General features: G+C 52.3%; 28 protein-coding genes. 18 read left to right on the top strand and 10 right to left on the bottom strand.

Annotated elements, in window-relative coordinates; genetic code table 11:
• Positions 1–11 precede the first annotated feature (11 nt).
• From LFE_RS09815 to tmk, 7 genes are all read right to left on the bottom strand, one after another.
• Positions 12–1,472, bottom strand: a complete 1,461-nt coding sequence (locus tag LFE_RS09815; RefSeq protein WP_014450067.1) for an amino acid permease — start codon at positions 1,470–1,472, stop codon at positions 12–14.
• A 24-nt stretch (positions 1,473–1,496) separates the two neighbouring features.
• Positions 1,497–2,030 (bottom strand): NYN domain-containing protein, encoded by a 534-nt coding sequence (locus LFE_RS13215; protein WP_014450066.1) that lies wholly within the window; start codon positions 2,028–2,030, stop codon positions 1,497–1,499.
• A gap of 122 nt (positions 2,031–2,152) precedes the next feature.
• Positions 2,153–2,941 carry a TatD family hydrolase gene (locus LFE_RS09805; protein ID WP_014450065.1) on the bottom strand — a complete coding sequence of 263 codons (789 nt, stop codon included), beginning with the start codon at positions 2,939–2,941 and terminating at the stop codon, positions 2,153–2,155.
• Positions 2,938–4,944 carry a methionine--tRNA ligase gene (gene metG, locus LFE_RS09800; protein ID WP_014450064.1) on the bottom strand — a complete coding sequence of 669 codons (2,007 nt, stop codon included), beginning with the start codon at positions 4,942–4,944 and terminating at the stop codon, positions 2,938–2,940. Before metG ends, LFE_RS09805 begins: the two co-directional genes overlap by 4 nt.
• 82 nt (positions 4,945–5,026) lie before the next feature.
• Positions 5,027–5,830, bottom strand: a complete 804-nt coding sequence (gene ricT / locus LFE_RS09795; RefSeq protein ID WP_014450063.1) for a regulatory iron-sulfur-containing complex subunit RicT — start codon at positions 5,828–5,830, stop codon at positions 5,027–5,029.
• Positions 5,802–6,782, bottom strand: coding sequence for a DNA polymerase III subunit delta' (locus tag LFE_RS09790; RefSeq protein ID WP_014450062.1), 981 nt, complete (start codon positions 6,780–6,782; stop codon positions 5,802–5,804). The genes ricT and LFE_RS09790 overlap by 29 nt, the downstream gene beginning before the upstream one ends.
• On the bottom strand, positions 6,779–7,438 hold the full coding sequence (gene tmk, locus LFE_RS09785; protein WP_014450061.1) for a dTMP kinase: 660 nt from the start codon (positions 7,436–7,438) through the stop codon (positions 6,779–6,781). Before tmk ends, LFE_RS09790 begins: the two co-directional genes overlap by 4 nt.
• A 490-nt stretch (positions 7,439–7,928) precedes the next feature.
• Here tmk and LFE_RS09780 point away from each other — a divergent pair, with 490 nt between their 5' ends.
• From LFE_RS09780 to LFE_RS14565, 5 genes are all read left to right on the top strand, one after another.
• Positions 7,929–8,432 carry a MarR family winged helix-turn-helix transcriptional regulator gene (locus tag LFE_RS09780; protein WP_041775008.1) on the top strand — a complete coding sequence of 168 codons (504 nt, stop codon included), beginning with the start codon at positions 7,929–7,931 and terminating at the stop codon, positions 8,430–8,432.
• Between the two features lie 17 nt (positions 8,433–8,449).
• Entirely contained in the window at positions 8,450–8,896 is a 447-nt protein-coding gene (locus LFE_RS09775) for a DoxX family protein (protein WP_014450059.1), read from the top strand.
• Positions 8,897–8,983: 87 nt separating this feature from the next.
• A complete protein-coding gene (locus tag LFE_RS09770) occupies positions 8,984–9,211 on the top strand; it encodes a CDGSH iron-sulfur domain-containing protein (RefSeq protein WP_014450058.1) in 228 nt (75 codons plus the stop codon).
• A 114-nt stretch (positions 9,212–9,325) separates the two neighbouring features.
• Entirely contained in the window at positions 9,326–10,405 is a 1,080-nt protein-coding gene (locus tag LFE_RS09765) for an NADH:flavin oxidoreductase/NADH oxidase (protein WP_041774335.1), read from the top strand.
• 106 nt (positions 10,406–10,511) lie between these two features.
• Positions 10,512–10,640, top strand: a complete 129-nt coding sequence (locus LFE_RS14565) for a hypothetical protein (RefSeq protein ID WP_269763942.1) — start codon at positions 10,512–10,514, stop codon at positions 10,638–10,640.
• Positions 10,641–10,666: 26 nt separating this feature from the next.
• Here LFE_RS14565 and LFE_RS09760 read toward each other — a convergent pair whose 3' ends face one another.
• The 3 genes from LFE_RS09760 to LFE_RS09750 all read right to left on the bottom strand — a co-directional run bounded on the left by LFE_RS09760 (position 10,667) and on the right by LFE_RS09750 (position 12,165).
• The gene (locus LFE_RS09760) at positions 10,667–11,491 is read right to left on the bottom strand and encodes a hypothetical protein (RefSeq protein ID WP_014450055.1); all 825 of its coding nucleotides are present in this window, start codon (positions 11,489–11,491) and stop codon (positions 10,667–10,669) included.
• Between the two features lie 64 nt (positions 11,492–11,555).
• Entirely contained in the window at positions 11,556–11,963 is a 408-nt protein-coding gene (locus tag LFE_RS09755; protein WP_014450054.1) for a DUF488 domain-containing protein, read from the bottom strand.
• A gap of 7 nt (positions 11,964–11,970) precedes the next feature.
• The gene (locus LFE_RS09750) at positions 11,971–12,165 is read right to left on the bottom strand and encodes a CDGSH iron-sulfur domain-containing protein (RefSeq protein ID WP_014450053.1); all 195 of its coding nucleotides are present in this window, start codon (positions 12,163–12,165) and stop codon (positions 11,971–11,973) included.
• Between the two features lie 164 nt (positions 12,166–12,329).
• Here LFE_RS09750 and LFE_RS09745 point away from each other — a divergent pair, with 164 nt between their 5' ends.
• The 13 genes from LFE_RS09745 to LFE_RS09685 all read left to right on the top strand — a co-directional run bounded on the left by LFE_RS09745 (position 12,330) and on the right by LFE_RS09685 (position 25,831).
• Entirely contained in the window at positions 12,330–13,094 is a 765-nt protein-coding gene (locus LFE_RS09745) for an FAD-dependent oxidoreductase (RefSeq protein WP_014450052.1), read from the top strand.
• A gap of 139 nt (positions 13,095–13,233) precedes the next feature.
• Positions 13,234–13,950 (top strand): DUF502 domain-containing protein, encoded by a 717-nt coding sequence (locus tag LFE_RS09740; protein WP_014450051.1) that lies wholly within the window; start codon positions 13,234–13,236, stop codon positions 13,948–13,950.
• Positions 13,951–13,990: 40 nt separating this feature from the next.
• Entirely contained in the window at positions 13,991–15,424 is a 1,434-nt protein-coding gene (gene glmU, locus LFE_RS09735) for a bifunctional UDP-N-acetylglucosamine diphosphorylase/glucosamine-1-phosphate N-acetyltransferase GlmU (RefSeq protein WP_014450050.1), read from the top strand.
• An 86-nt stretch (positions 15,425–15,510) separates the two neighbouring features.
• Positions 15,511–16,842, top strand: coding sequence for a PD40 domain-containing protein (locus LFE_RS09730; protein ID WP_014450049.1), 1,332 nt, complete (start codon positions 15,511–15,513; stop codon positions 16,840–16,842).
• Positions 16,839–19,124, top strand: a complete 2,286-nt coding sequence (locus LFE_RS09725; RefSeq protein ID WP_014450048.1) for an ATP-dependent helicase — start codon at positions 16,839–16,841, stop codon at positions 19,122–19,124. Before LFE_RS09730 ends, LFE_RS09725 begins: the two co-directional genes overlap by 4 nt.
• Positions 19,125–19,200: 76 nt before the next feature.
• Positions 19,201–19,500: an Asp-tRNA(Asn)/Glu-tRNA(Gln) amidotransferase subunit GatC gene (gatC, locus tag LFE_RS14165; protein ID WP_014450047.1), complete on the top strand. Its 300-nt coding sequence runs from the start codon at positions 19,201–19,203 to the stop codon at positions 19,498–19,500.
• Positions 19,501–19,503: 3 nt separating this feature from the next.
• Entirely contained in the window at positions 19,504–19,869 is a 366-nt protein-coding gene (gene panD / locus LFE_RS09715) for an aspartate 1-decarboxylase (RefSeq protein ID WP_014450046.1), read from the top strand.
• Entirely contained in the window at positions 19,869–21,350 is a 1,482-nt protein-coding gene (gene gatA / locus LFE_RS09710; protein WP_014450045.1) for an Asp-tRNA(Asn)/Glu-tRNA(Gln) amidotransferase subunit GatA, read from the top strand. The genes panD and gatA overlap by 1 nt, the downstream gene beginning before the upstream one ends.
• Complete coding sequence (gatB, locus tag LFE_RS09705) at positions 21,350–22,867, top strand: Asp-tRNA(Asn)/Glu-tRNA(Gln) amidotransferase subunit GatB (RefSeq protein ID WP_014450044.1); 1,518 nt, start codon at positions 21,350–21,352, stop codon at positions 22,865–22,867. The genes gatA and gatB overlap by 1 nt, the downstream gene beginning before the upstream one ends.
• A gap of 50 nt (positions 22,868–22,917) precedes the next feature.
• A complete protein-coding gene (locus tag LFE_RS09700; protein WP_014450043.1) occupies positions 22,918–23,517 on the top strand; it encodes a hypothetical protein in 600 nt (199 codons plus the stop codon).
• Between the two features lie 31 nt (positions 23,518–23,548).
• On the top strand, positions 23,549–24,124 hold the full coding sequence (locus LFE_RS09695; protein ID WP_014450042.1) for a NapC/NirT family cytochrome c: 576 nt from the start codon (positions 23,549–23,551) through the stop codon (positions 24,122–24,124).
• 76 nt (positions 24,125–24,200) lie between these two features.
• Entirely contained in the window at positions 24,201–25,487 is a 1,287-nt protein-coding gene (eno, locus tag LFE_RS09690) for a phosphopyruvate hydratase (protein ID WP_014450041.1), read from the top strand.
• Complete coding sequence (locus LFE_RS09685) at positions 25,487–25,831, top strand: FtsB family cell division protein (RefSeq protein WP_014450040.1); 345 nt, start codon at positions 25,487–25,489, stop codon at positions 25,829–25,831. Before eno ends, LFE_RS09685 begins: the two co-directional genes overlap by 1 nt.
• Positions 25,832–25,932 lie beyond the last annotated feature (101 nt).

Here is a 25,932-nt window from a genome sequence, read left to right as displayed (position 1 = left end):
TTCCGGTCATCCTACTCTATCGGAGATCCTTCTTCAAGTCTTCCCTCCATCAGTTCAGGGTTTGAATGGACCATTCCCGGGGAGCCCATGAGCCGCCTCGCTCCATGAAAACCAAGCCCCAGAGCGAGCCATCCCAGCAGCAGAAAGAGCGTTTTTCCCGATCCGGAGGCCAAAAGGACCAGGTCCATGGCAATGGAGCCGATGGGAAGCCAGGGGAAGAAGGGGCATCGGAAGGGGACCTCCCGGTCCGGATGGATCTTTCGAAAGCGGATGAGCGCCAGGGAAACAAAAATAAAGGAGAGGATCGTCCCCGAGGAGGTAAGTTTCGCAATGGCGTGGATGGGGAAGATCATGGCGGGGATCACGACAAGGATCATCATGATCGAAAGTGTCCTGACAGGGGTTCTTCTTGTTGGATGGACACACGCCATCCAAGGGGGCATCAAACCGTCGCGGGCCATAATGACAAGAATCCGGCTCTGGGCAAAAAGAAGAACCAGCAGAACGCTTGTGAGTCCCACAAGCGCCCCTCCGGAAATCAGCGTCTCTCCGAAGCGGATCCCGTTTTCAAGAAGCGCATTGGCGACGGGAGCGGCATTGTTGAGTCTCGACGAGGGCTCCATTCCGGTCAGGACGATACTGACAAGAATATAGAGGATCGAAGAGGCCACCAAAGCGAAGATAATCCCGAAGGGGATATCTTTTTTGGGGGTTTTGGCTTCCTCTGCGGCGGTAGTGATCGCATCGAAGCCGACATAGGCGAAGAAAATGGTCATTGTTCCCGCGATGACTCCTGAGGCTCCATGCAGAAAAAACGGATGCCAGTTCGCCGGATGGATATGGCCCATTCCCAGAACCAGAAAGAGTCCTATAATCCCGAGTTTCACAAAGACCATCAGATTGTTAAAAGAGGCGGAATTTCTGGTTCCCAGCATCAGGATGGCAAGAATGAACAGGAGGATCATCCCTGCGGGAAGGTTCAGATACCCTCCGTCGAAGGGATTCCGGGTCAGGGAGACGGGAAGCCAGGGGATGGAGAGTCCTCGAAGGAAGGAGTCCACGTAGCTTGCCCATCCGATGGCCACCGCCATGGCGCCGACTCCGTAAGTCAGGATCAGTGTCCATCCTGTCACAAAGGCCGGAATCTCTCCAAAGGCGAGTGATACATATAGGTAGGCCGATCCTGTGACCGGAACAGATGAGGCAAATTCGGCATAGATAAAAGCCGCCATGGTGGCGATCACCGCCCCCAGCAGGAAGGAGATGGCCACCGATGGCCCTGCATTGGTGGCCGCAGCAATCCCCGTCAGGACAAAAACTCCCACACCGATGACTCCACCGATCCCCAGAAGGACAAGGTCCCATCGTCCAAGGGATGGCTTCAGGCGATGGTGGTCGGAGGTGCTTTCCTGAAGGACATGGTCAGGATGGCGATGGGTCAGGAGGAGCTCTTTCAGCCGGATCGGTTTCATCAGGATCCCGAAGAGGGAAAACGATCAGAGCCCTGACAGGGTTCTTCTGTTTTGCCGCTCTTTCTTTGAAGGTTTTCGTGGATTGCCTTTTTTGGAAGGCCGCTGTGGATAATCGTCCCGGTCGGAGTCTTCGTGGTGAATCATCTGCCCGGGAGGTGTCCGGGGCTTTATTCGCCCTGCCATTCGATCCAGAAACTCCCTGCAGCCCACGACCCTGGCCCCCGCCATGCGCGAACGGTCAATGACCTCCCGGTCGGACGAGATGACTATGGCCTGCTCCCGATGTCTGAGGGCCAGTCGTATGATGACAGCGTCGGCTGTGCCTTCTTCTTCTGAAAACAGGACGACAACCGATCCCGCTGTTCCGTAACTGCCCTCGCGCTCGGTCGGAAAGCCGTCAAACACAACGGTGATCCTTGCTGGCTCAGGCAATGAGGAGGCATAGACGGAGAGGGACTTCTTCAGCCGGTCCCGTTCGCCCAGAAGAATCTCCCGATCTTTTCTGAAGCGTCCCTGTGCTCCGATGAGGTTGTACCCATCCACCAGGATTTCCCGCATTGATCCTTCTCCAGATATCACCCGCCAGATAGTCGGTCGTCCCCGGGGCGACCCTGCTCTCTTCATTGTACCGAAAAGATCCGTCAAAGAAAAAAGATCCGCTCCCGGGTCTCTTGAGCCGTTCAGGGGATTTTGAAGAGGTCTTTCGTATTTTTGAGGATCGTTCGGGAGACAAGGTCTCCGGGAAGAGCGGTTTTTTCAACCAGAACGGAAAGCGTATCGGGGATAAAGGCCGGTTCATTGGTCTTTCCCCTGTGAGGAACCGGGGCCAGATAGGGGCAATCGGTTTCGACCAGAATGCGATCGATGGGAACGCTAGCGATTACATCTCTCAGCTCTCCGGCGTTTTTAAAAGTGATGATGCCGGAAAAGGATAGGTAAAACCCCAGATCCAGTGCCTTCTTTGCAGCGTCAAGGTCACCGGTGAAACAGTGAAAGACTCCGGGCCGGGAAGGAAGCGGGGAGTTCTTTAATATCCGGAAAAGATCCGTGAACGCATCCCTTGCGTGAATCACAAGCGGCAGGTCATGTTTGACGGCAATCCTGATCTGCCCGGAAAGGGCCTCTAATTGGATCTCCCTTGAGGGTTCCGGCCAGGCGAAGTCCAGCCCTGTTTCCCCAATCGCCACGACTTTTTCGGATGAGGCCAGACGATCCAGCTCCGTTTCCAGCTCATCCGACCAATGATGTGCTTCTCCCGGGTGGAGTCCAACGGTTGCGAAGACATTCCCGAACTTCCGTGCGAGCTCGATCGATTCCCTTGACCTCTCGATATCGGTTCCGACATTGACAAGTGCCTCAAGACCTAGATCCATGGCCCTTAAGAGGGTCTTGTCAGATTCGTACCCTTCGGGTAGCAGGTTCAGGTGCGCATGGCTGTCGATAAAGGAAAAAGCGGTCGCATTTGTCATCGGATCTGCGCTCCCGGAGAAACCTCCCTGTCGAAGGTCAAAACGGAGACCCCATCACCGGACTGTGCGGCGAGAATCATTCCTTGGGATTCGACTCCCATGAGCTTTGCCGGCTTGAGATTGGCAAGAATCGCCACGGTTTTTCCAACCAACGATTCCGGAGTGTAGGAGCCGGCGATTCCGGCAACGATCGTTCTTTCTTCTTGTCCGATGGTCACCCTGAGTTTTAACAGTTTCGTGGATTTTGGAACCGGTTCCGCCGCCAGGACGAGGGCCGGGAGGATCTGGACTTTTTTGAACTCATCCAGGGAAATGGCTTCCATAATAGCAGACTCGGATGGTTGGGAAGATGGTGGAGTTGGTTCCTTGTCAGCGGAAGCCCCTGCGGACGGAGGTCTTTTTTCCCGTTTTGGCGCAGAAGAGTCTTCTTTCGGGAGAAGGGAACCGTCCGGCAGCCTTTTTTCGAAGAGAGGCGGAATCGTCCGGACGTGTACCGTGTGAGGGAGCCCTCCCCATTGTCCTTCTTTTTCATAGGTCAGAGCCGAGATGCTGTCGGATGCCCCGATCGCTCCGAAAAGAGTGGAGGCCGTTAACGGCATGAAAGGGGTGAGATAGACAGCCGTGAGCCTGAGTCCTTCAAGAAGATCGTGAAGGGTCAGGTCGAGCTCCTCTTTTCTGGTCGGATCCTTTGCGATGACCCATGGAGCTTTGCTGTCGACATGGCGATTCAGCTCTCCTATGAAATTCCAGAGCTGAATCAATGCCTTGTTGAATTCGAAGGCTCCGGTCAGCGTCGGAATCTGGGAAAGCTTGCCCGCTGCAAGGAGAAGGTCCGGGTGGCTTTCAAGGTTCGGACGGACAAGACCATCGGGTGAGAATTTCTGGACCATCGCAATGACTCTCGATAAAAGATTGCCCAGATCATTGGCGAGATCGGCATTGATGCGACCGATAAGGGCTGTGTCGGAGAAATCGGCATCCTGTCCGAATTGTCCTTCCCGGAGGAGAAAGTAGCGGAGGGATTCCGAGCCAAATTTTTGGGCATAGGCGACAGGATCGATGGCATTCCCGCGGCTTTTGGACATTTTTTCTCCATTGACGGTCCACCAGCCGTGGGCAAAGAGAAGTTTTGCAGGGTCAAGACCCAGGGCATTGAGGATGGCAGGCCAATAGACCGCATGGGTGGTCAGGATATCTTTTCCCACGACATGGGTCGCAGGCCAGAACTTTTCGATCCTGTTTTCAGAAAATGGATCCGATTGCAAAACAGTGATGTAATTCATCAGGGCATCGAACCAGACATAGGTCACATAGTCCGGGGCGAAGGGAAGAGGAATGCCCCAGGGCATGCGTGAGACGGGTCTTGAAATGCAGAGGTCACCGAGGGGCTTTTCCAGAAAGCCCATGATTTCATTGTAGCGGCCTTCGGGCCGGATTGCTTCAGGATGGGACTTGTACCAGTCCAGAAGCCAGGATTGACGGGAGCCCATCCGGAAAAAATAGTTCATTTCGGAAACCCTGTCGACAGGCCGCCTGCATTCGGGGCAGAGGCCGTCGACGACATCCTTGTCTGTCCAGAAGCGTTCGTCGGGGGTGCAATACCATCCTTCGTAGGGGCCTTCGTAAATCTCCCCTTTTTCCCAGAGAACCCTGAGGGCTTCGGAAACGCCTTTCTGGTGTCTGGGTTCGGTCGTCCGGATAAAATCATCGTTTGAGATGGTCAGTGTTTTCCAGAGGTCCTGAAATCTTCCCACAATCCGGTCGACATAGTTTTGAGGGGAAAGATTGACGCGAGTGGCGGACTGCCAGACTTTCTGACCATGTTCATCACTCCCGGTCAGGAAAAAGACCTCTTTCCCTTCCATGCGTTTTGTCCTGGCAACGCTGTCGCAGGCAATCGTCGTATAGGCATGGCCAATATGGGGAATATCATTGACGTAATAGATCGGGGTCGTAATCATGAATCCCTGTCGGGAGTGGGTATTCTTGTTCATTTGTTCCATGGGGTCCTCGGAAATGGAGTGAATGGTTCAATGATTGGGGTGATGGTTCCCGGGTCAGGGGGAAAAAGCAAAAGGGATGGTGTCATGCGCTCCGGCGGGTCGCCGAAAGAGGAAAGACTTTTTCTTTCGGATTTTTCCGGCCCATGGGGTCATTGTCGACGGTGACCCAGTCACCGGAAAGCTTGTCATTCGGATCAAAGGAGAGACAGCATTTCAGCCGCCCGCACATCCCGGTTGTTTTCATGGGAGAAAGGTCCGGATCGATCTCCTTGGCCTGTCTCGTCGTGACGGATTTGAACTCGGAAATGAAGCTGCTGCAGCACAGGCCTTGCCCACAGGGACCGACTCCGCCCAAAAGGCCGGCGTGTTCCCTCGGACTGATCTGCCGAAGCTCATGGCGGCCCCGGAAGCGTCCATGGATATCCTTGACCAGCTCCCGAAAGTCCACCCGGCCTTCCGCGGTGTAATAGATGATGAACTCTGTTGCGGAAAGATTGCCGGTGACATCGACGACTTTCATCCCAAGATTCCGGGCATTCGAGCGTTCCCGGACGAAAAGAAGCAGATTGGTCTCCCTTGCGCGCAAGGTGACAATCCTGGAGTGGTCTTCAAATGTTGCCTTCCTGAGGACTTTATAAGCGGGAAGTTGAAGAGAAAGATCTTCGCTCAGGATGCGGGGACTTTCGACGATTGTCATGGGAGTGATCCCCATTGAGAACTCTCCGATGACAATATCGTTCAGCTTGTAGGGGTTTCCTGGCTCAAACTCCGCCCAGAGTGTGATCCCGGGACCAAGATTCTTGATCTTTGAAGTCATGACCCAATATTTTTTGGGATCCTTCTCAGGATTCTGGATTTCAGGCTCCGAAGATTTCTCGAAACTCAAGAAGTACCTCCTCGGCATTCATTGCCCGATGGATATTGTAAGCAGACATGGTCCTTATCTCAAGAAGCTTATCATGAAGCATCTCTCTCTTGATAGGGTCGATTGTGAAAGGCCGATTTTCAGGATCTTTTCCTTCTTGGCGGTATAAATCCAGAAGGTATCGTTCGAGACTGTTCAGGAAGAAGTCCTCATCCGGATCCTCAAGCATGACCGAAAGTTCGGAAAAAAGAGAGGTTGCCGGCTTTTTGATCGCGGAAAAAAGCCGCTTTGAAGCTTCAAGTGAACGGGTCCTTGATGGAAGGCACTGGGATTCAGCCTGTCCGGGCGCACCCGATGCCAGGTGGTACAGGTCCTCCGGCGCCATTTCGGTCTTCAGGCCGATCTGTTCGAGAACGGCCTTGAACTCTGGGAGGGAAAGCGGGGCAAAGGAAACATTCAGGCAGCGGGAGCGTATGGTTTGGGGAAGATGGTCCGGAAGATGTGTGACCAGGACGATCATTGTCGCAGGAGGAGGCTCCTCCAGTGTTTTCAGGAGACTGTTCGCTGCCTGGGTCGTCAATAGATGAGCCGAATCGACAATTGCTACACGCCGGTTGGAAACAAGCGGTGCGTTCGAGAGTTCGACCATAAAGGCTCGGGCTTTGTCGATCTTGATGGTCGAGGATTCTTCCTCCTCTTTCAAGGATCTTCTGGAGCCGGATTGTCCCTCTGAGGATGTGGAAAGGATGATCAGGTCAGGATGATTTTGCGTTTCCGCATGAAAAATGCGGCAGGACTCGCATGGTTTTTGGTTACAATTCCCACCGAGACACAGGATCTTTTTGGCCCACTCCCGGGCCAAAAGCATCTTTCCAACCCCTTCGGGACCAGAGAACAGGAATGTCGCCGCGATCTCGGGCCGTTCGATGAGGCCGTCCAGCCGGCTCCGGATCTTTTCATGGCCGATGATCAAGACATTTTTCCTTTCAGGCTCCGCTCCTGTCCCATGCCGGCTTCGAGAGATTGAAGGTCTGCAAGGATGATTCCGGCAATTTCGTCCTGGGGCAGAAGGGCATCAATCACCCTGAAACGTCCGGGGTGGTCTTCGGCCGTCTGGAGATAGCCGTTCCGGACGCGCTGAAAAAATTCCTCTGACCGGTTCTCGACCGAGGTTTTGGGGTCTCCCCTCCGGGATATCCGATCCCTGGCGTTTTGGGGATCGATGTCGAAAAGAAATGTCCGGTCGGGGAGCAACCCTTCCAGAATCCTTTGGTGAATGGAGGCGATCAGCTCGAGCGGGTGGCCGAGGCCAAAGCCCTGATAGGCGACTGTTGCGTCTATAAAACGGTCCACGATGACGATGGAGCCATCTTCGAGATGGGGGCGGATGAGTGTCTGGACATGTTGGGCCCGATCGGCCAGAAAAAGGAGCAGTTCAGCCTTTGGATCGATCTTCAGATCGGGATCGAGGAGCATGGATCTGAGTGTTTTCCCGACAGGGGTTCCACCCGGTTCCTTGGTCAGGATGGCTCGACCCGGGCCAATTGCCGCTGCAAGGCGGGAAGCCTGAGTCGTTTTTCCGGACCCGTCAATTCCTTCGAATGTGATCAAGAGGCCTTTGGGGGACAAGAAGACTCCATATTTCTGAATGAAGGGTTACAAGGGGGTTGGGAAAAAGAAAAAGCCCCGGAAAAATCCGGGGCCGGAATGGTGAATCTCATCACGGATCAGCATGATAACAATAGGACAACTTGCCAGTAGTAAGACAATCCGACATGAGGACGAAGTGTTCAGTGTTCCTTGATCTTGTTGGCGACGATCAGACTTACCACCACGACAGCGCCAATCAGGATAGAAACCATCCATTGATTACCCATCTCAGCCCACCTAGCCCTTTCTTGCAGACGCAAAAGCGTCATCCATAACGGTTCATCCCTCCAAAACGGAGGCCATCATCCTAGATGAAAAAGGATACATCGAACATTCTAGTCGTCCAGAAAAAGAAATCAAGGGGACCAGATGTCCTTTAGCATGTTTTCGCTCAGGAGTTTGGGGCGACCCTCTTGACAATTAGTACTAACTAGTACTAATTTGAAATAGGAAGGGGGGAGGTGCATTGATGAAAAACAAGGGTGAGCAAGCTTCCGGATCGTCCGGACGAGCCTCATCTCTTCGGATCATCCGGCCACTGGTTGAGGCGTATCTCGGTTTTGTGAGGGAATCCGACCGCAATATCCGTTTGATGGGGTTGACTCCCGGCCAGTTCGATGTGATCGCGACGCTTGGCGATACCGATGGAATGTCCTGTCGTGAGCTTTCAAGGAAGACGCTTGTGACAAAAGGAACACTGACAGGTCTGCTTGATCGTCTCCTTTCAAAAGGTCTGATTAGCGAGGAGGTTTCCCCGACAGACAGGAGAAGCCGGATCATCCGGCTCTCAGAGAAAGGTGACGAGATTTTCAGGAGAACCTTTGATGCCCAGATCCATTATCTGGATCCTTTTTTCGAACGGGCATTGAAGGAGGAAGAGATGGAGCTCCTCCGGACACTCCTTTTGAAGATCCGGGATGAGTTTTCGAAGAAAGGGAGCAATGGCGGGGGTAAGGAACAGACACGTGAATGATAATCAGGGAGAAAAAGATGAAATCCTTTTTTGATACAAGACCAACATGGTCAGCGATGGTCCTTCGGTTGGGATTGGCCGGGGTGATCCTTCCCCACGGGTTCGGAAAACTTCTCGGATGGTTTGGCGGTTTTGGGTTTTCCGGGACGATGGGTTTTTTTACACATAAAATGCATATCCCGGCCCCATTGGCTTTTCTCGTCATCATTGGGGAGTCACTTGGAAGCGTTGCTTTGCTGCTGGGGTTCTTGACCCGATTTGTAGCGGTTTCCTTTGTCATGATCATGCTTGGTGCAATCTTTCTTGTTCACATCCAGAACGGTTTCTTCATGAACTGGTATGGAACGAAGGCTGGAGAGGGGTACGAGTATCATCTTCTCGTCATTGCGATGTCCATCTCCCTTCTTTTTAGCGGGGGAGGCAAGGCATCTGTTGATGGAATCATCGCGGAAAAACTGGATTGATAGGGGAAAATCCCCGTCAAGACTTGCCGGAATGTCCGGCAAGTACCAATTGTTCGTTGTCTATAACATGTTTGTAAGGAGGCATTGATGTCAGGAAAATCCCCCATTGTCAGGGATGAGGCTGCTGGAACCTATTATTGGTGTGCATGCGGTAAAACCGGTAGCGAACTTTTTTGTGACGGAAGCCATAGCCGTCTTCATACAGGGAAAACTCCGATGGAAGTCACAATTGCGTCAGACAGAAAAGTTGCCTGGTGTACCTGCAAAAAGTCGGGGAACGCCCCTTTCTGTGACGGGACCCATTCGAAACTCTGAGCGTTGGAATATGCTGTGTTAGGGCTTTAAGGCGGGAAGGATGGATTGGCTGATTGGCCACATCCTTCCCTTGATGACTGTGTTGTTTGTTGAATCTGATCCGAGGTGAATCCGATGTCTGAGCTTTTTCATCCAGTTTCTTTGGCCTCCATCACATTTCCTCATCGTATTTTCCTCTCTCCGATGTGCCAATATCAGGCCAAGGAAGGATATGTGACTCCCTGGCACTTTGTTCATCTCGGTGCACGAGCACAGGGCGGTGCGGCTCTTGTCATGCTCGAAGCTTCTTCCGTTAGTCCAGAAGGACGACTTTCCATGGGGGATATGGGGATATGGGAAGATAGTCAGGGGAAGGCGCTTGTCCCCCTTGTCGATCTTGTCCATTCACTGGGGGCCAAAATTGGAATCCAGCTCGCACATGGAGGAAGAAAAGCGTCTTGTCACCGACCATGGGAAGATGGAGGCAGTCCTCTTCAGGGCTCTGAAGGTGGTTGGCCCATTATCGCTCCTTCTCCGATCCCTTTTTCCGAAACCCATCAAGTTCCGGGGGAGATGAACTCTTCCGAGATGGAAAGGGTCGCGGAGGCTTTTGTCCAGTCCGCCATTCGGGCGAAGGAAGCAGGGTTTGATGTTCTTGAGCTTCATCTTGCCCATGGATATCTTCTTCACGAGTTTCTCTCTCCTTTATCGAATATGCGAACCGATCAATGGGGAGGAAACATCGAAGGGAGGATGCGTTATCCTCTTGAGATTGTCCGAAGGGTTCGGGGTGTTTGGCCATCAGAGTTACCACTTTTTGTCAGGATCTCGGCAACGGACTGGGTCCAGGGAGGGTGGTCGGTAGAAGACTCTGTCACGCTTTCTAAAAAGCTCAAGTTGTTGGGCGTTGATCTCGTTGATGTGTCAAGCGGAGGGATCGTTCCCCATGCGGTTATTCCGGTCGGACCTCTCTTCCAGGTCCCGCTTTCAGAGAGAATTCGCAAAGAGGCGAATATTTCCACAGGAGCGGTTGGTCTTGTTAGCGACCCCGAAGAGGCCGAATCGATTGTTGTTTCAGGGAAGGGAGATGTGGTTTTCATCGGGAGAGCGATGCTTCGGAATTCAAACTGGCCGCTTGAAGCCTCGTTAAAGTTGAACGGTTCCATTTCCCCACCGGACTCCTATCTGAGAGGATGGCCGGCGCGAAGGGGTTGATCTGGCTCTCATGATCCCTGTGATGGAGGTCATGGCTTTCGATAGGACGCCCCGCTAACCTATGGCCATTGTTTCTGAGGTCAATCGTTAAGGGGGAGCGGTCATGATGAAAAAAATGAGATTACCAAGGTTCGATGATCTTCATATGATGGTATGGACAAGTCTTGTTCTGGCGGGGGTAACAACCATTTCACTGGTGGTCGCCGTGATCAGTGGAATGAGTCTTCTCGAGTAAACAGGAAAGTCTGGGACAGCAGAGCTTCAGTAATCGAAGGTGATGCCGATATCCGGTCCCCACCAGAATGTTTGTGAGTTTGGTTCCTGTATATAGGTCGTGGAATTGGGAATATGGTAAACACCACTCTGGGAGAAGTTCCATGCGCTGAACCGGAAGTCGGTATAGAGCGCCAGTCTGGGAATAAAGTAGTACCTGAGTCCAAGCAATCCATGGACATTGCTTGCTCCCCCCAGACTCAGTGTGGGGTCGTTGTAGGCACCCACGTTCACGGAGGGGGAGAACGCCTCTCTAAACCCCAACTCTGAAAACAGGACCAGACCTCCATCAGTCAGTGGAGAGATTTCTTCGATCGTTCCTCCCCAATAGGGGATATCGTAGTTTTCCGTATAACCATAAGGCCCTGGCGTCATCCATATCTGCTGATGGTTTCCGACCGAGCCCCAAAGATTGAATCGAGTTCCCCACAGGACAAAGGTCGTGCCGATATGGCCCGCTTCCTGATCCATATTTTCTGCCATTTTGCTGGAGTAAGGCGTGTTGTTCCCGTTCCCTCCCTGAAGATACCCGTTATACGAGCCACTGATCGAAGGTTCGTAGGAGAGGTCCAGTCCCAGTAGAAAATGGGTCCAGTACCACATCGCCCTGCCCCTGACGGGTATCATGGTGGCGTTGTCCGAATCTCCGATCGATTCGGAGTAACTCCAATAGTGAAGTCCGGTTCCGAGATCAATTTCGTTCGGAGGGGCCGCTGATGGATCAAAAAGGGATGAGGGAGCTTCCGAACGGGCAAACTCCGGAAAAAAACCAAGGGCAAACATCAATGCAACCAGAAAAAAGAGAGCCGACAAGCCTGATTGCTTTTTTTCTCCAGAACGAGTTGGTTGTTTTGTCAAATCCTGTGTACGTCGGATATCAGTTTCTCCTGTCTTCAATGATCTTCTGATGCTTGGCCTGATCGTCCGATAGCCAACCTTCAATGACCTCTTTTAACACAACGGCATTATTCTCCCCAAGATTCCTCGATGCAAACAGCAACAGGATCTTTGGGAGAACAAGCTTTGAGAGGAATTCCTTTATTTCCTGTTTCTTGTCCTGAAGCTCTTCGCTGTAGGACTGGCGGAATTGTGAGAAATCAATCTTGCCGTCGTGAAAGAGTTGCCGAAGCCCCGGAGAGGGTGCCCAGTCCTTGCCCCAAAGATCTATCGGGAGATTTTCCTTTCTGATGCCTCTTGGCCAAAGCCTGTCGACCAATATCGCATAAATTCCCGCCTCCTTTGAGTGAAAATCATGGACTCGCCCAAGTCCGATCGTTTTTTTCATGACGGGATCATTCCGAAAGAAAATGAATCCGCGAATGTGTTCCGTCGCAAAACGGCTTGTTTTTGGATCCTCCGCAACGGCAGAGATAATAGGCTTCCTGCTCGGGGGTGCTGACAACCTTGCCGTTTCCATCTGTGATGACAGGTTTCCCCAAAACCTCAAAAGGACCATTTTTCATGCAGTTGATTTTGATCTCGCCCATGGCGAACCTCCTCTGACGGATTTTCCTGTGTTTGGTCAAGGCCATAAACCCAGAACCCAATACCTTGAACTATATCACTGATCGATGTTTAATCAATGGTATTTCTGATGGTTTGCAATTCTTCCTGCGGCTAGTCGGTTTGCGCTCGATGATGGAGGCACATGATGGAAGAAGAGGTTCTGGGTTTTTTTAGGCGCGTAGGTCTTGTTGCTGAGGGTACGCTGTTTTTCCAGATTGAGCTTCCGAAGGGTGCCATGGGGAATTTTCGGGCGGGACAATACTGCTACATCGAATGGCCAGATAAGGATTTGCTCGACGAGAAGGGCAACGGGAGAAACTTTTCGATCACATCGCCTCCTTCAGAGCTTCCCGTTTTATCCTTTGCCACGAGGCTCACAGGTTCGGCCTTCAAAAACGCCCTGGCCTCAAGACCCGATGGTTCCCCGATTCGCGTCAGCGGTCCTTACGGTGAGTTCTGCCTTTCGGACTGCTCAACGCTGTCCCGGACAAATGCCTGGGATAAACCGGTTGTTTTTGTGGCCGGCGGTATTGGCGTGACACCCTTTCGAAGCATGCTGATGGAAGACCTTTCTGTCTGTCAAAGCGTCCCTTTTTTTCTTTTTACCGTCAATCACTCTCTTGAATCCTCCGTTTTTCGGGAAGAATTCGAAAAGATGGCGCGAGAGAACCGGAATCTTTACCTCGACCAAATGATTTCAAGAGCCGGGAATACTCCCCTTCCGCCGGGCATCGATGTCGGTGCATTGACTCCCGGGCGTCTGTTCGACTTCATAGGAGTCAATGCCAGAAAAGGAGAATATTTTATTGCCGGTACTCCTTCCATGGTGGGCAGTTTTAAATCAGCCCTTTTGAGAGAAGGCGTCCCTCAGGAACGGATTCATGCCGATCCTTTCATGGGATACCGGTAGGGAGAAAGTCTCCAGAGAATTTTTGATGTTCGGTCTTTTTGTTTCAATTTCCGGAAGGTTGCCATATTCTGTAGGCAGGTCTGGCCAAAGTGCCGAAGACCGACATGTTGTTGTCAGGGTTTTTTTTCAGGGGGCTTGTATGGATTGGCTTCAGAAAGAGAAGGAGCGTATCAGCGCTTCGATCAAGACAAAGTTCGTAACCGGGCTTGTCATTTTTTTGCCAGCAGCCCTTTCCCTCTATATTCTCTATCGCATTTTTGACTTTCTGGACTCATTTCTGGACCCATTTATTGTATCCAGAACGGGTTATTCCATTCCGGGAATGGGGGTTCTCCTTCTGGTCCTTCTGATCCTGGCGGTCGGTACGGTCGCAACCAATGTCCTTGGCCACAGGTTGGTGCTCTTTCTTGAAAATGTGATGGCTAAAATCCCGATTTTCAAGAAGTTCTACACCACGCTGAAAACGGTGATGGAATCCTTTTCTCCCAATGGGCAAAAGGGTTTCCGGAAGGTCGTTCTTGCGGAGTACCCCCAGAATGGTGTCTGGACGATGGGTTTTTTTACCGGATCGGTGCGGTTCGGAAAGGATGGCCCGGTTCTGCAGTCGGTTTTTTTCCCCAGCAATAATATTTATATTGGTATACAGGCTTTCCTTCCGGCAGATAAAGTCATGGAGACGACGTTTTCAGTGGAAGAAGGCATGAAGCTCATTCTGTCAGGCGGGATCACGCTACCTGACCATATTTCCCTCTTTCCCCTCGGACATCCGCCCTCGACCAATCCTCCGGGTGATCTTCTTTCCGGAAATCTCCAGAATGGAGTCTCCTCCGAATCCAATCCCTCTTTACGTCCATGAGATATTTTTTTTGATCAAAACGACCATGAAAGGAGACAAGATGAGTGATTTTCGGCTGGAGGCTGCGATTCTGGCTGCGGGTTTCGGGACCAGAATGTTTTCTCCAATTCCCAAGATGCTGTCAAAAATTCTTGGAGACCCACTGGTTCGCTACCCATTTGAGGCCCTTTCGGCTATGTCCTCGCCTCCGGGGAAAACCTATGCGGTTGCGGGTAGAGACTCGATCGCACATGCCCTTCCCGAGTCCGTTGTATGGATTCAGCAGAAACAGATGGATGGAACGCTCGGTGCTGTGGAGGCGGTGGTATTAAGTCCGGACTGGATATCGGGTGATGCGACCCATCTATTGGTAGTCAACGGAGATGCTCCACTTCTGAGCGGAGACCTTCTCGACGATTTTCTGGGAAAGTCAATGGCATCAGGCGTGGATATGGCCATAGGGACATCCACACTGGACGAGCCTGGCCGATATGGTCGAGTGATCCGGGATCGTTCGGGTGTCTCAATGATCAAGGAGTATGTCGATCTTTCCCTGGAAGAGAAGGCGATTCAGGAGATCAACGCCGGGATTTACCTTTTTTCCAGGGAGGTCCTGAAGACTTTTTTGCCGAAGGTTCTGCCCCATCCCGAGAAAAAGGAACGCTTCCTGACCACTGTGGTTGAACTCGTCCGCGAAGCTGGGGGAGAAGTCGGTGGTATCGTCTTGAGCCCGGATGTTGTTCTTGGGGTGAATACCCAAGAAGAGCTTTCTTATGCGTCAGGACTCCTGAAAAACCGTATCAACAAAAAACACATGGCGTCCGGGGTCACCTTCTGGGACCCCGCATCAACTTATGTCGGACCCCGGGTCAGGATAGGGCCAGGAACGATTCTTTTTCCGGGTGTAATCCTGGAAGGGGATGTGGTCCTGTCCGAACGAACTCATGTCGGTGCAGGCAGCCATCTGACAGATGTGCACTCTGGGCCGGATGTCACGATTCGCGACTATTGCGTGATTTCTGGTTCCCGGATTGAAGCGGCTGCCATTATTGGACCATTTGCCCATATCCGTCCGGATTCCCATGTAGGGCCGACAGCGCATGTCGGCAACTTTGTGGAGCTGAAAAAAACTTCTCTCGGAGAAGGGGCGAAAGCCAATCACCTTGCATATCTTGGAGATGCGGAAATCGGAGCCGGCTCGAATATCGGAGCCGGTACCATAACCTGCAACTACGATGGAGTCGGCAAGCACAAGACCGTTCTCGGGAAAAATGTGTTTGTGGGAAGTGACACTCAGTTTGTGGCTCCGCTCAAGGTGGGTGATGGGGCGGTGATCGCCGCGGGGTCAACGATTACAGAAGATGTTCCCCCTGACAGTCTGGCTCTTTCAAGAACAAGCCAGGAAAATCGGGACGGGGCGGCCATCCGTTACCGGGAAAGACTTCTTGCGGCGAAGCGTGAACACCAAGTGGCCCCGGGAGGTCAAGGGGGTTAAAATCGGCGCTTTGCTCTGCTAGTATTATTGATTGGGTTACACAAGGTTTTTGTTTCTGTGTTTCATAATGGCTGGAGGGGCACCAAATGGCTGTAAAGTCGGCTGTAAAGGTTGAAACACGAAAACTGATCCCTGGAAAGGTGGAACTTCTGGTTCCGTCTTTCTCTCCTGACGGGACCATGATTTCTTATGTGCAACTCACAGATCCGGATGCCATGAATGAGCGTCGGGACTTGGGATGCCTCACGGTTGTATCGGCTGACAGTGGAGAGGAGATCCTTGATATCAGGGGAGATCTCGTCGCGCTGAACTATCGGGAGCGGGGAAGGGGCTACATAGATCTCTTGCCGGTATGGTCCCCTGACAGCCGCTACCTTTACTTTCATTTTGATGATCCCCAGTGGGAGTCTATCGGGCCGAGGTGGAGCCTTTTCCGGGCGGACCTCAAGACAAAGGAGGTTTTTCAGCTTCCGTTTTCCATTGATCAGTATCGGGTCAATACGGTGGATGTCTCCCCTTCTGGAGAGTTTCTGGCCCTTCATACCCGGCAGAGATGGAAGGATTACACCGAGCGATTTTTCTGGAAGAAAAAAGTCCGCAAGATCCTTGCCGATCAGCTTGTTGTTTCGGGATATTCCGGGGAAAATCCGGTCAATATCATCGACTGGCCGGAAGATCGACTGCACCATCAAGAAGAGCTTGGCGACTTTCACTGGTCTCCGTCGTCTGACCTTTTGGGCGTGATTGTCCGTTTCAAGGAGGGCCGGGGGCGCGAAGAGTGCTTCCTCTATCTTTATGATCCCAAAAGTCAGGAACGCCGTGAGCTTTTCCGGACCAGGGAGCATCTGGATCACTTTACCTGGTCTCCGGATGGAAAGTGGATCTTTTTTCATACGAAGGATCCACAGATACAGACTCCATCGAAACGTTATTCCGTCTACCGGGTTGATGTCGGGTCAGGTCAGGCAGAACGTTTGACCGAGCATCAGGAGTTTTTCTATCCGATTGCTCCCCGCGAAGGCTCTGTCATTCTTCTTGAAACGCACCTTGAAGGTGGTGGAAGGGGAATTTCACTGCTGGACCAGTCAAGCGGAGAAATTGCCACTGTCGTGAAGAGCGGCTTCAACCTTTATCCCACATGGGCTCCCTCAGGGAATGCGTTTGTCTATCTGAGAACCAAACCTGACGGAAAACCGTTCTGGACCTGGCCAACAGAGCCGACGCTCCAGATGGTCGGGGGCGGGCCACCTGTAAGACTTGCTCCGGTGGATGCCTCATCCCGGCTGATGAGCTGCAAACCTTCCTTTTCACCGGATAGCCGTGAGATCCTCTTTGTAGCTCAGGACGAAAGCGAGGAAGCGAATGCCAGATTCCCCGGAATCTGGAGATCAACCATCATGGAAGCGGATTCGGAGTGAATTCTGAAGACCTGAACCCCGAGCAGAGGGAAGCGGTCCTTCACGAAGGAGGAGCGCTTCTGGTTCTTGCCCCTGCCGGCTCGGGAAAGACGCGAGTTGTCATCTCCCGTCTGCTTCATCTCTTGGAGAAGTATGATCTTCCAGAGGACCGGATCATGGCGGTTACCTTTACACGAAAAGCTGCAGGGGAGCTGGTTTCCCGTATTCGCGAGGCAAGACCCGGAGCGAGGCTTCCATGGGTCGGGACGTTTCATGCGATTTCTGCCCGATTTTTAAGGGAGAATGCCGACAGGGCGGGGCTGCCTTCCTCCTTCACCGTCATGGATGGCCATGATCAAAGGTTTCTCGCGAGAAATCTTCTGAAACTTTCGGGGGTCAGTGAAGATGAAATCGATCCCAAACAGCTTTTAACAAAAATCAGCCAGTGGAAGATGAGAGAAGAAACTCCGGAGAAGCTCGAGTCTTCGGCACTTTTTGGTCCGCTTCGCCAAATGGCGGTTCTGTATGCAGCTTATGAAAAACGGCTCGCCGAGAACCAGGTTCTCGACTACGATGACCTTCTGATCAGATGTATGATGTTGCTTTCTTCGGACCCTCTCCTGCGTTCTGTTTGTCAAAGTCATTTTGCCTATATTCTGGTCGATGAGTATCAGGACACGAATCCTGTTCAGGAAAAGCTTCTGCGACTTTTTTCGAGAGACTTGTCCAATATAACGGTTGTCGGGGATGATGATCAGTCCATCTACCGCTTTCGGGGTGCCGATGTTGGTCATATCCATTCCTTTCCAAAGGAATACAGGAATGTGAAAAGAGTCGTTCTGAGAACAAATTATCGATCAACCGACTCGATCGTCCAGGTTTCCGCCGCACTGATTTCAAAAGCACCCAAGCGTTTTGAGAAGGATGTCGTCTCAACAGGGATAAAGGGTGAGCCGGTAGAACTGGTGCGTTTTTCAGATGAACGCGATGAGGCGGAATCCATCGCCAAGCGCATTCGGGATCATGTCGCCTCGGGGGGGCGCTTTTCGGATCACGCTGTGCTTTTCAGGATGAATGCCCAGTCTGGCCCTCTTGAAAAAGCGTTTTCCGAGTACTCCATCCCCCATAAGGTGGGGTCATCCGGTGCCAGCTTTTTTGATCGCCGGGAGATCCGCGATCTGATGGCCTACTTCCGGATCCTTGTGAATCCGCATGATCGTCTTTCCCTCGTCCGTATCCTGAATGTTCCCAGCAGAGGTCTTGGGGAAAAGGCCCAGGAGCGACTGGCCACCATTTTGCCTGGAGAGAACCCCACGGTCCCCCAGCTTCTGAAAAATTTCGCATACGAGTCCAATCCGAGACAGGCTCCCAAGATTGTCGAACTCGCCCAGATTCTTGAGTCCGGAATCTCCCGGGTTCAGGAAAGGTGTTCTCTCGAGTTGACCTTTTCCCGACTGATCGCTGAAATCGGATACCGGGAATATCTTGAAGGCCTTTCCGAGGGAAGTGATGGGGGAGTCGGGCGGACGGCTCTTCTCGACGAGCTTCTCTCTTTGGCCGGAAGGTTTGACCAATGGGCCAAAACCGAGGGCGTTCTCGACGTTGCCTCCCGTTTTCTCGAAGAAACAGCCCTTTCCCAGGATGATTCCCTTGCAGGGGATGCATCGGGGGTTTCAGACAGGGTCAGCCTTCTGACCATTCACCAGTCAAAGGGGCTTGAGTTCCCTCATGTTGTCGTTTGCGGGATGGAGGAGGGAATTCTCCCGATCCGGGGAAGGGATGTGACGGATGTGGAGGAAGAACGTCGTTTGTTTTATGTTGCGATGACACGTGCATCGAAGACCTTGTCCCTGACCTGGTGCTTGTCGCGGCAGCTTTTTGGTCGAACCCAATCGGCCCGTCCCTCCCGTTTCCTGTTTGATCTTCCCGCATTCGGGATATGTGGAGACATTCCAAAACGGCAGGATCAGATCGGGACCCCGATGCGGCAAGCTTCCTACACGGCCGGGTCGGGACCATTTTCTCAAAAAACCGTTTTGAAAAAAGCCCCGAACGCGTCCTATCCATCGCCAGCCAAAGAAAAATCGGAACAGGTCGGATCTTCTTTTCCGACGGAAAATCGACACCATGAAAAAGTGGGTTTCCGGATTCGTCACGCTCGTTTTGGGGAGGGAACGATTGTCTCTGTTTCGGGATCGGGAGCGGATCGGGAGCTGTCAATTTCTTTTGGTCCTGGGAATATCAAGAAAATGCTTGAGCGCTATGCCAATATTGAATGGCTCGAGTCAAAAGGTGCCGGATAGTCCGGATTTGTCGTCCGGTCCGTCATCCTTTATAATCGAAAAATCCCCTGTCTGTCAGGGGAAGAGGGGGAGCGAAGTGAAAATCACTAAAGAACAGGTCTTGCATGTGGCAAGGCTTTCGAGCCTGAGCCTTGATTCCGGGGAAGAGGAGCGCGTCGCCCTTGAGCTTTCGCGCATACTCGATTATGTGGAAGGCCTGGCTTCTGTCCAATTGCCCCCCCCGGGTATTATTGCGAAGGAAGAGACGGATGGATTGACTGTAATGGCCGGGGATATTCCCGCCAGCTCCCTTCCACCATCCACTGTTTTTTTGAATGCACCGGATAGCCATGGAGGATTCTTTAGAGTCCCCCGTATTGTTGAGGAAGGTCGTTAACCCATGTTGAGAGTCATGTTGCGTTCCAAAATTCATAGAGCCACCGTCACCCAGGCGGATCTGGAATACGAGGGAAGTTTGACCCTCGATGAAGATCTGATGGATGCTGCCGGGCTCATTCCTTTCGAGCAGGTCGTTATGAGTAACCTGAATAATGGTGAACGCTTTGCAACCTATGTCATTCCCGGAGAGAGAAAAAGTGGGGTTGTCTGCCTGAATGGTCCCACCGCCAGGAAAGGTGCTGTTGGAGACCGGGTCATTATTTTTTGCTATGCACACTATTCCGATGAGGATCTCAAAAGCTATCGGCCGGTGATCGTCAAGGTTCATCCCGATAACCAGATCCGCTCAAGAGAGTACGGATTCTGATGGGGAAAACACAGGATATCGGAAAGCTTTTATCTTCAGTTGCGGACTTTGCAAGAGCAAGGGATGAAGGTTCTGTCACGATAGAAGAGGTCACGGAGTTTTGTCTTTCGAGAATCGACTCCCGCGATGGCAAGCTCGGGGCCTTTTTGACCATTAATCCCAACGCGAAAAACCGGGCCCGCCAGCTCGACAACCGGCGCTCCGAACTGAGCAAAAGATCATTGTTTTATGGTTATCCCATTGCGATCAAGGACAATCTGAATATAGAGGGTCTCCCCACGACCTGTGCATCCAGAATTCTTGCAAACCACCGTTCCATCTATACGGCAACAGCTGTGTCGAGGCTTCTGTCGGCCGGTGCCGTGGTGCTTGGAAAGACCAATATGGACGAGTTTGCAATGGGATCTTCCACGGAAAACTCGGCAATGGGTATTACCAGAAACCCATGGGATCATGACAGGGTTCCCGGGGGCTCTTCTGGCGGGTCGGCTGTGGCTGTTTCCGGAGGAATGGCTCCCATGTCCCTCGGTTCCGATACCGGTGGTTCCATTCGTCAGCCGGCCGCTTTTTGTGGAGTCCTTGGCCTTAAGCCCACATACGGAAGAATTTCCCGTCAGGGACTGGTGGCATTTTCCTCTTCGCTCGACCAGATTGGTCCATTTGCTCAGAATCCACTGGATGCGCTCCATGTGACGGTTCTATTGTCAGGACATGATCCACTGGACATGACCTCCTCGACGAGGGATCCGCTGGAGATGGTCCATGATTATGAAAAACCGTTGAAAGGAAAAGTTGTTGGAATCCCCGAGGAGTTCTGGGGCGAGGGGATGGATCCCCAGGTTCGGGAATCCCTCGAGAAGTCCAGGGAGCTTCTGGTAAAGGCGGGAATGGTTCTGAAGCCGGTCCGTCTACCTTCGACCCAATATGCGGTCAATGTTTATTACCTGATTGCCACAAGCGAGGCCGCTTCCAATCTTTCCCGATTCGACGGTATCCGCTATGGGGAGAGAAAGACTGGTGCCAGGGATCTGAAAGAGCTTTATGAAAAAAGTCGGGGAGAAGGATTTGGTCCAGAGGTCAAAAGACGCATTCTTCTTGGAACATTCGCCCTGTCAGCCGGTTATCAGGATCAATACTACAGAAAGGCCCAGAAGGTTCAGGCCCTTATCAGGGAAGAGTTCATGAGGTCATTCTCAGAATGTGATCTGCTTTTTGCGCCGGTGACACCGACTCCTGCATTCCGGTTCGGGGAAAAGATCTCTGATCCGCTTTCCATGTACCTTTCCGACATCTTTACGATTTCGGCCAATCTTGCCGGGTTGCCGGCCCTCTCGACACCTTCTTTCCCAACATCGAACGGGCTTCCGGTGGGCGCGCAACTGATCGGTCCCCATTGGTCGGAGGGGGTTCTCCTGAAAGCGGCGTCTGTTCTCCATGAAGGTGTCCATCCCGGGCTTGCTCCCTGGAAAGGGGGTTCCTGATGAGCGATGATTCCATCGATCCGACCAGCACCTTGTCTCAGTCAAAGTACGAGATGGTTGTCGGGCTTGAGGTTCATTCCCAGCTTTTGACAAAAACGAAGATGTTTTGCCGGTGTGAAAACCGGTTCGGCGCTGAACCGAACACCCTGACGTGTCCGGTTTGTCTGGGTTACCCTGGCGTTCTGCCGGTGATGAACGAGAGAGCCCTCCGTCTGGGAATCCGTCTTGGTCTGGCATTGGGATGCTCGATTCATCGAAAAAGTTTTTTTGACCGGAAACATTATTTTTATCCGGACCTTCCCAAAGGCTATCAGATCTCACAGTTCGATCATCCTCTGTTGACCGGAGGATCGATTTCCCTTCTTGGTCCGGATGCGGGAAAAACGATCCGGATCCATCGGATTCATATGGAAGAGGACGCTGGGAAAAACCTTCATGCGGGACTTGCGGATTCAAGCCATGTGGACCTCAATCGGGCGGGTGTTCCCCTTCTGGAGATCGTTTCCGAGCCCGATATCCGCTCCCCATCGGAGGCTGTTTCCTATTTGAAGCAACTTCGCCAGATCCTTCGCGCCAGTGGCGTCTCCGATGGAAACATGGAGGAAGGATCCTTTCGTTGCGATGCAAACGTCTCCCTTCGCCTGAGGGGTGAGAGCCGTTTCGGGGTGAAGGTCGAGGTCAAGAACATGAATTCTTTCCGATTTGTCCAGAAGGCTCTCGTCTATGAGTTTTCTCGCCAATCGGAGCTTTTGGATCGGGGAGAGAGGATTCGAAGCGAAACAAGGCTTTTTGATACGGGTAATGGCCGTACACTGCCCATGCGTTCGAAAGAGGAGGCTCTCGATTACCGCTTTTTCCCGGAGCCGGATATTCCCATGGTCTTTTTTCCGGAAGAATGGATTGATGAAGAGCGGAAGAATTTGCCTGAGCTTCCTGAAGAAAAAGCCATCCGGCTTGCACGGGAGTTGGGCATTGATCCGTCCGATGCCAGAACTCTTGTTTTTGAGGAAGAGCTGGTGGTCTTTTTTGAGGAAGCGCTTTCCCATTTCGAACCGATGTCAAAGGTCAGGGGTTTTGAGCTCTCCAAAGGTCGTTCAAGACTGCTCCATTTTGTCCTTTCGGAGGTCTTGAGGGAATGGAACCGAAGAGGAGATGCCGCACTGTCTTCAGGTGGGGCGGCGCAGGGTCTTGCTCATATTCTGGCGGGCGTGATGGATGAAAGTCTCTCTCTCAACCAGGCCAAGGAAGTCTATCTTCTTTCTCTTGACCTCGAGCAGCACCCTTCAGAGGTGATCAAGGAAAAAGGTTTTGCACAAGTTTCAGGGGAGGGAGCACTGTCCGCCTGGATTGACGAGATGATTTCTGAAAATCCGAAGGAAGTCTCTGATTTTTGTTCTGGAAAAGACCGGTTGCTGGGATTTCTGGTGGGGCAGGTGATGAAGAAATCCGCAGGGAAAGCGAATCCGCAAAAAGTCAATGAATTGATTCGCCAAAAGCTTATGCCTTCATCGACATGACAAGACCAGGGAGTCGAACTCTTTCCCTTTTCAAGATGCTTTGTCTGCCGATGCTGGCTGTCCTCTGCCTTTTTCAGACACGCGCTTTGGCGGCTGAGGTCCGGTATTTTCCCGTTGGGGCCATGACGAGAGTCTATTCCGGTCTTGGGAATAATGTCCGTATCAAGGAAATTCAAAAACCCCTGGGAATGAAGGATGGCCGGATAGTCATCGAGATCTCGAGAGAGATCTCCTACGTAAACTTTCCCAAGAGAAAAATTGTAGCCACTTATGGTGTCAATCCCAAGACTGGCCGGGTGGTTCAGCTGACTTCGAGCTCGGCGTTTGGTGACCACGTCTGGACATTTCATCCCCCTCTTCTGATCTATCGCCTTCCTTTCAAAAAGGGAGAATCCTGGGATGTGCAGGATGGACAGAACCGTTCTCACAGCAAGGTCTGGGGGAAGGTGAGGGTGGTCCTTCCGTTCGGGACCATGACCTGCTGGGTAGTGGAAAAGGTGATCACCTATGATCTGATTCGCAGAAAAAGCCCCCAGATTCTCTATGACTACTATGAGCCTTCTCTTGGGTGGGTTGCTGAAGGAGCATGGGCCTCCGATGGGAAGTGGCATTGGTCCAGAAAACTTCTTTCGGTGAAACGCCCTTCGTAAAAACCATTGAGTTTTCCTGAGGGAGATTGAGTTGGGAAAAGGTGAGCTGGTTCTGCAGTGGGCTTTTGTCTGCCTGATGCTTCTGGTCCTTGGTGGGGGCTTGTCTTTGGGGGGACACCTTCTTGAGGAAAAACGGGAGTTTTGTCTGACCTGTCATGAAATGAAACCTCTTGGTGATGGCTATTATGCTTCGGGAGCGAGCCGTCATCATCAGAATTGCATCATCTGCCATTCTGGCCCCGGTGTGATCGGTGCTCTTGGCGCCCAGATGACAGGAGTGAAGGAACTGCTGGTCCATGCGATGGGAACTCCTCATCCTGCAGTCTCCTATGTGGGTGGAGTTGTGCCGAATGAAAATTGCCTGAAGTGTCATACTCGCGGCTATGACCGGGCTGCCCATGAAGGGTTTCCTGCAAAAGAGAAATCCTGTGCCCTGTGTCATAACCATTACAAGGATGCAAGCTTCGGTGGAGAGATTCCTCTGGGAACCTTCCCATCCTCGGATCTGTTGCCAGGGGGGAATGTCAGAAAGTTCCTGAAGGCCATTTCCTATCAGGACTCTCCAGACCATGCGTTTTTTGCGAGAAATGGCTACACCTTAAAATAGCCCTTTTGTTTTGGGCTTGCAGGGATGGTCCCTGCAGTATTGATTCAATCAACGATTGGTTTATGGAGGAGTGACGATGAGCGAGATTTCTGAGATCCTGGCGAGGGAAGTGTTGGATTCCCGTGGAAATCCCACTGTGATGGTGGATGTTCTGCTGGAAAGCGGCGCCCAGGGTTCCGCAATGGTTCCCTCGGGAGCCTCCACCGGATCACGGGAAGCTCTCGAACTTCGCGATCAGGACCCATCCCGCTATCGGGGAAAGGGTTGCCTGAAAGCGATCGCTCATGTTCAGGGAGTGATCCGGGAAACATTGGTTGGCCTTCCCGCCGACGAGCAGTCCCTTATCGATGAAACCATGTGCGCCATTGATGGAACCGAAAACAAGGGCCATCTTGGGGCCAATGCCATCTTGGGAGTTTCAATGGCAGTTGCCCGTGCAGCTTCTATGGATCACGATCTTCCTCTGTATCGCTATATCGGTGGCAGCCTTTCCAGAATCCTTCCGACGCCGTTCATGAACGTGATCAATGGAGGTGCCCACGCCGACAACAATCTGGATTTTCAGGAGTTCATGATTGTTCCCCATGGTGCAGAAAGTTACGGGGAAGCCCTCAGAATGGGTTCGGAGGTTTTCTGGACACTGAAGAAGGTGCTCTCCGACAGGGGGCTAACCACCCTGGTCGGTGACGAAGGTGGTTTTGCCCCGAGCCTCGCATCTCATTCCCAGGCTCTGGAGCTTTTGCTGGAAGCGATCCGGGAAGCAGGCTATGAGCCGGGACAGGATGTTTCCCTGGCGCTCGATGCTGCGGCAACGGAATTTTTCAAAAATGGTGTCTATACCCTCTCCGGGGAAAATCGGACGCTCACTACCGCCAGCCTGATCGACTATTATGAGGAACTGATTTCCAAATATCCGATCGTTTCCATTGAGGACGGCCTTTCTGAGGACGATTGGGAGGGATGGGTCGAAATGACACGCCGGATCGGTGGCGCTGTCCAGCTTGTGGGCGATGACCTCTTTGTCACGAATACACGATATCTGGTCGAGGGAATTGAGCGAAGGGCGGCTTCTGCCATTTTGGTCAAGCTAAACCAGGTGGGGACTGTGACGGAAACGGTCGATGCGACAACGATGGCCCTTCAGAATCGCATGGGTGCAATGATCTCGCACCGATCCGGAGAGACCGAGGACACCTTCATCGCGGATCTCGCAGTCGCTCTCGGGACAGGTCAGATCAAGACCGGTTCCCTTTCCCGGGGAGAGCGTCTGGCCAAATACAATCGCCTCCTTCAGATTGAGGAAGAGTTGGGGGACCAGGCCATTTATCTGGGTCTTGAGAATCTTCGCCGGAAGATGAACTGATGTCCTCCCAGCCGGCCCGTCCAGAGCAGCAGGGAAATGACCGGAGGCTTTTTATCTGGCTTTTTCTGATCGCCGGTACTTTTTTGCTGATCTATTCCGCTCGAGCGCTTTTTTCATCGGAAACAGGGCTTTATGCCCTGTTTCATTATCAGTTTGCCAGGAGAGACTTGAGGTCCGAGAAAAGCTCTCTTGAAAAACATGTTCTGGATGAAACAAAGGAAGTCCGCGATTTGAGGCTGGACCCATTTGCACTGGAAAAGGTTGCAAGGGAACGGCAGCACAGAGTACGCCCCGGAGAAATCCTTGTCCTTCCCAAGAGCCAAAACCTCCTTTCCCGAGACTAAATCGCTTTTCCCTTTCGCTTGTAACCATTGCCCGATTTGATCTAGGATGCTCTATACTACCTTTCAGAAGGTAGATCTTTCCATCTCCTATGGGTATTCTG

Source organism: Leptospirillum ferrooxidans C2-3 (assembly GCF_000284315.1).
GTDB classification, from domain to species: domain Bacteria; phylum Nitrospirota; class Leptospirillia; order Leptospirillales; family Leptospirillaceae; genus Leptospirillum; species Leptospirillum ferrooxidans.
Note: the sequence above shows the minus strand (reverse complement) of the source record. Positions and strands in the feature narration are given on the sequence as shown.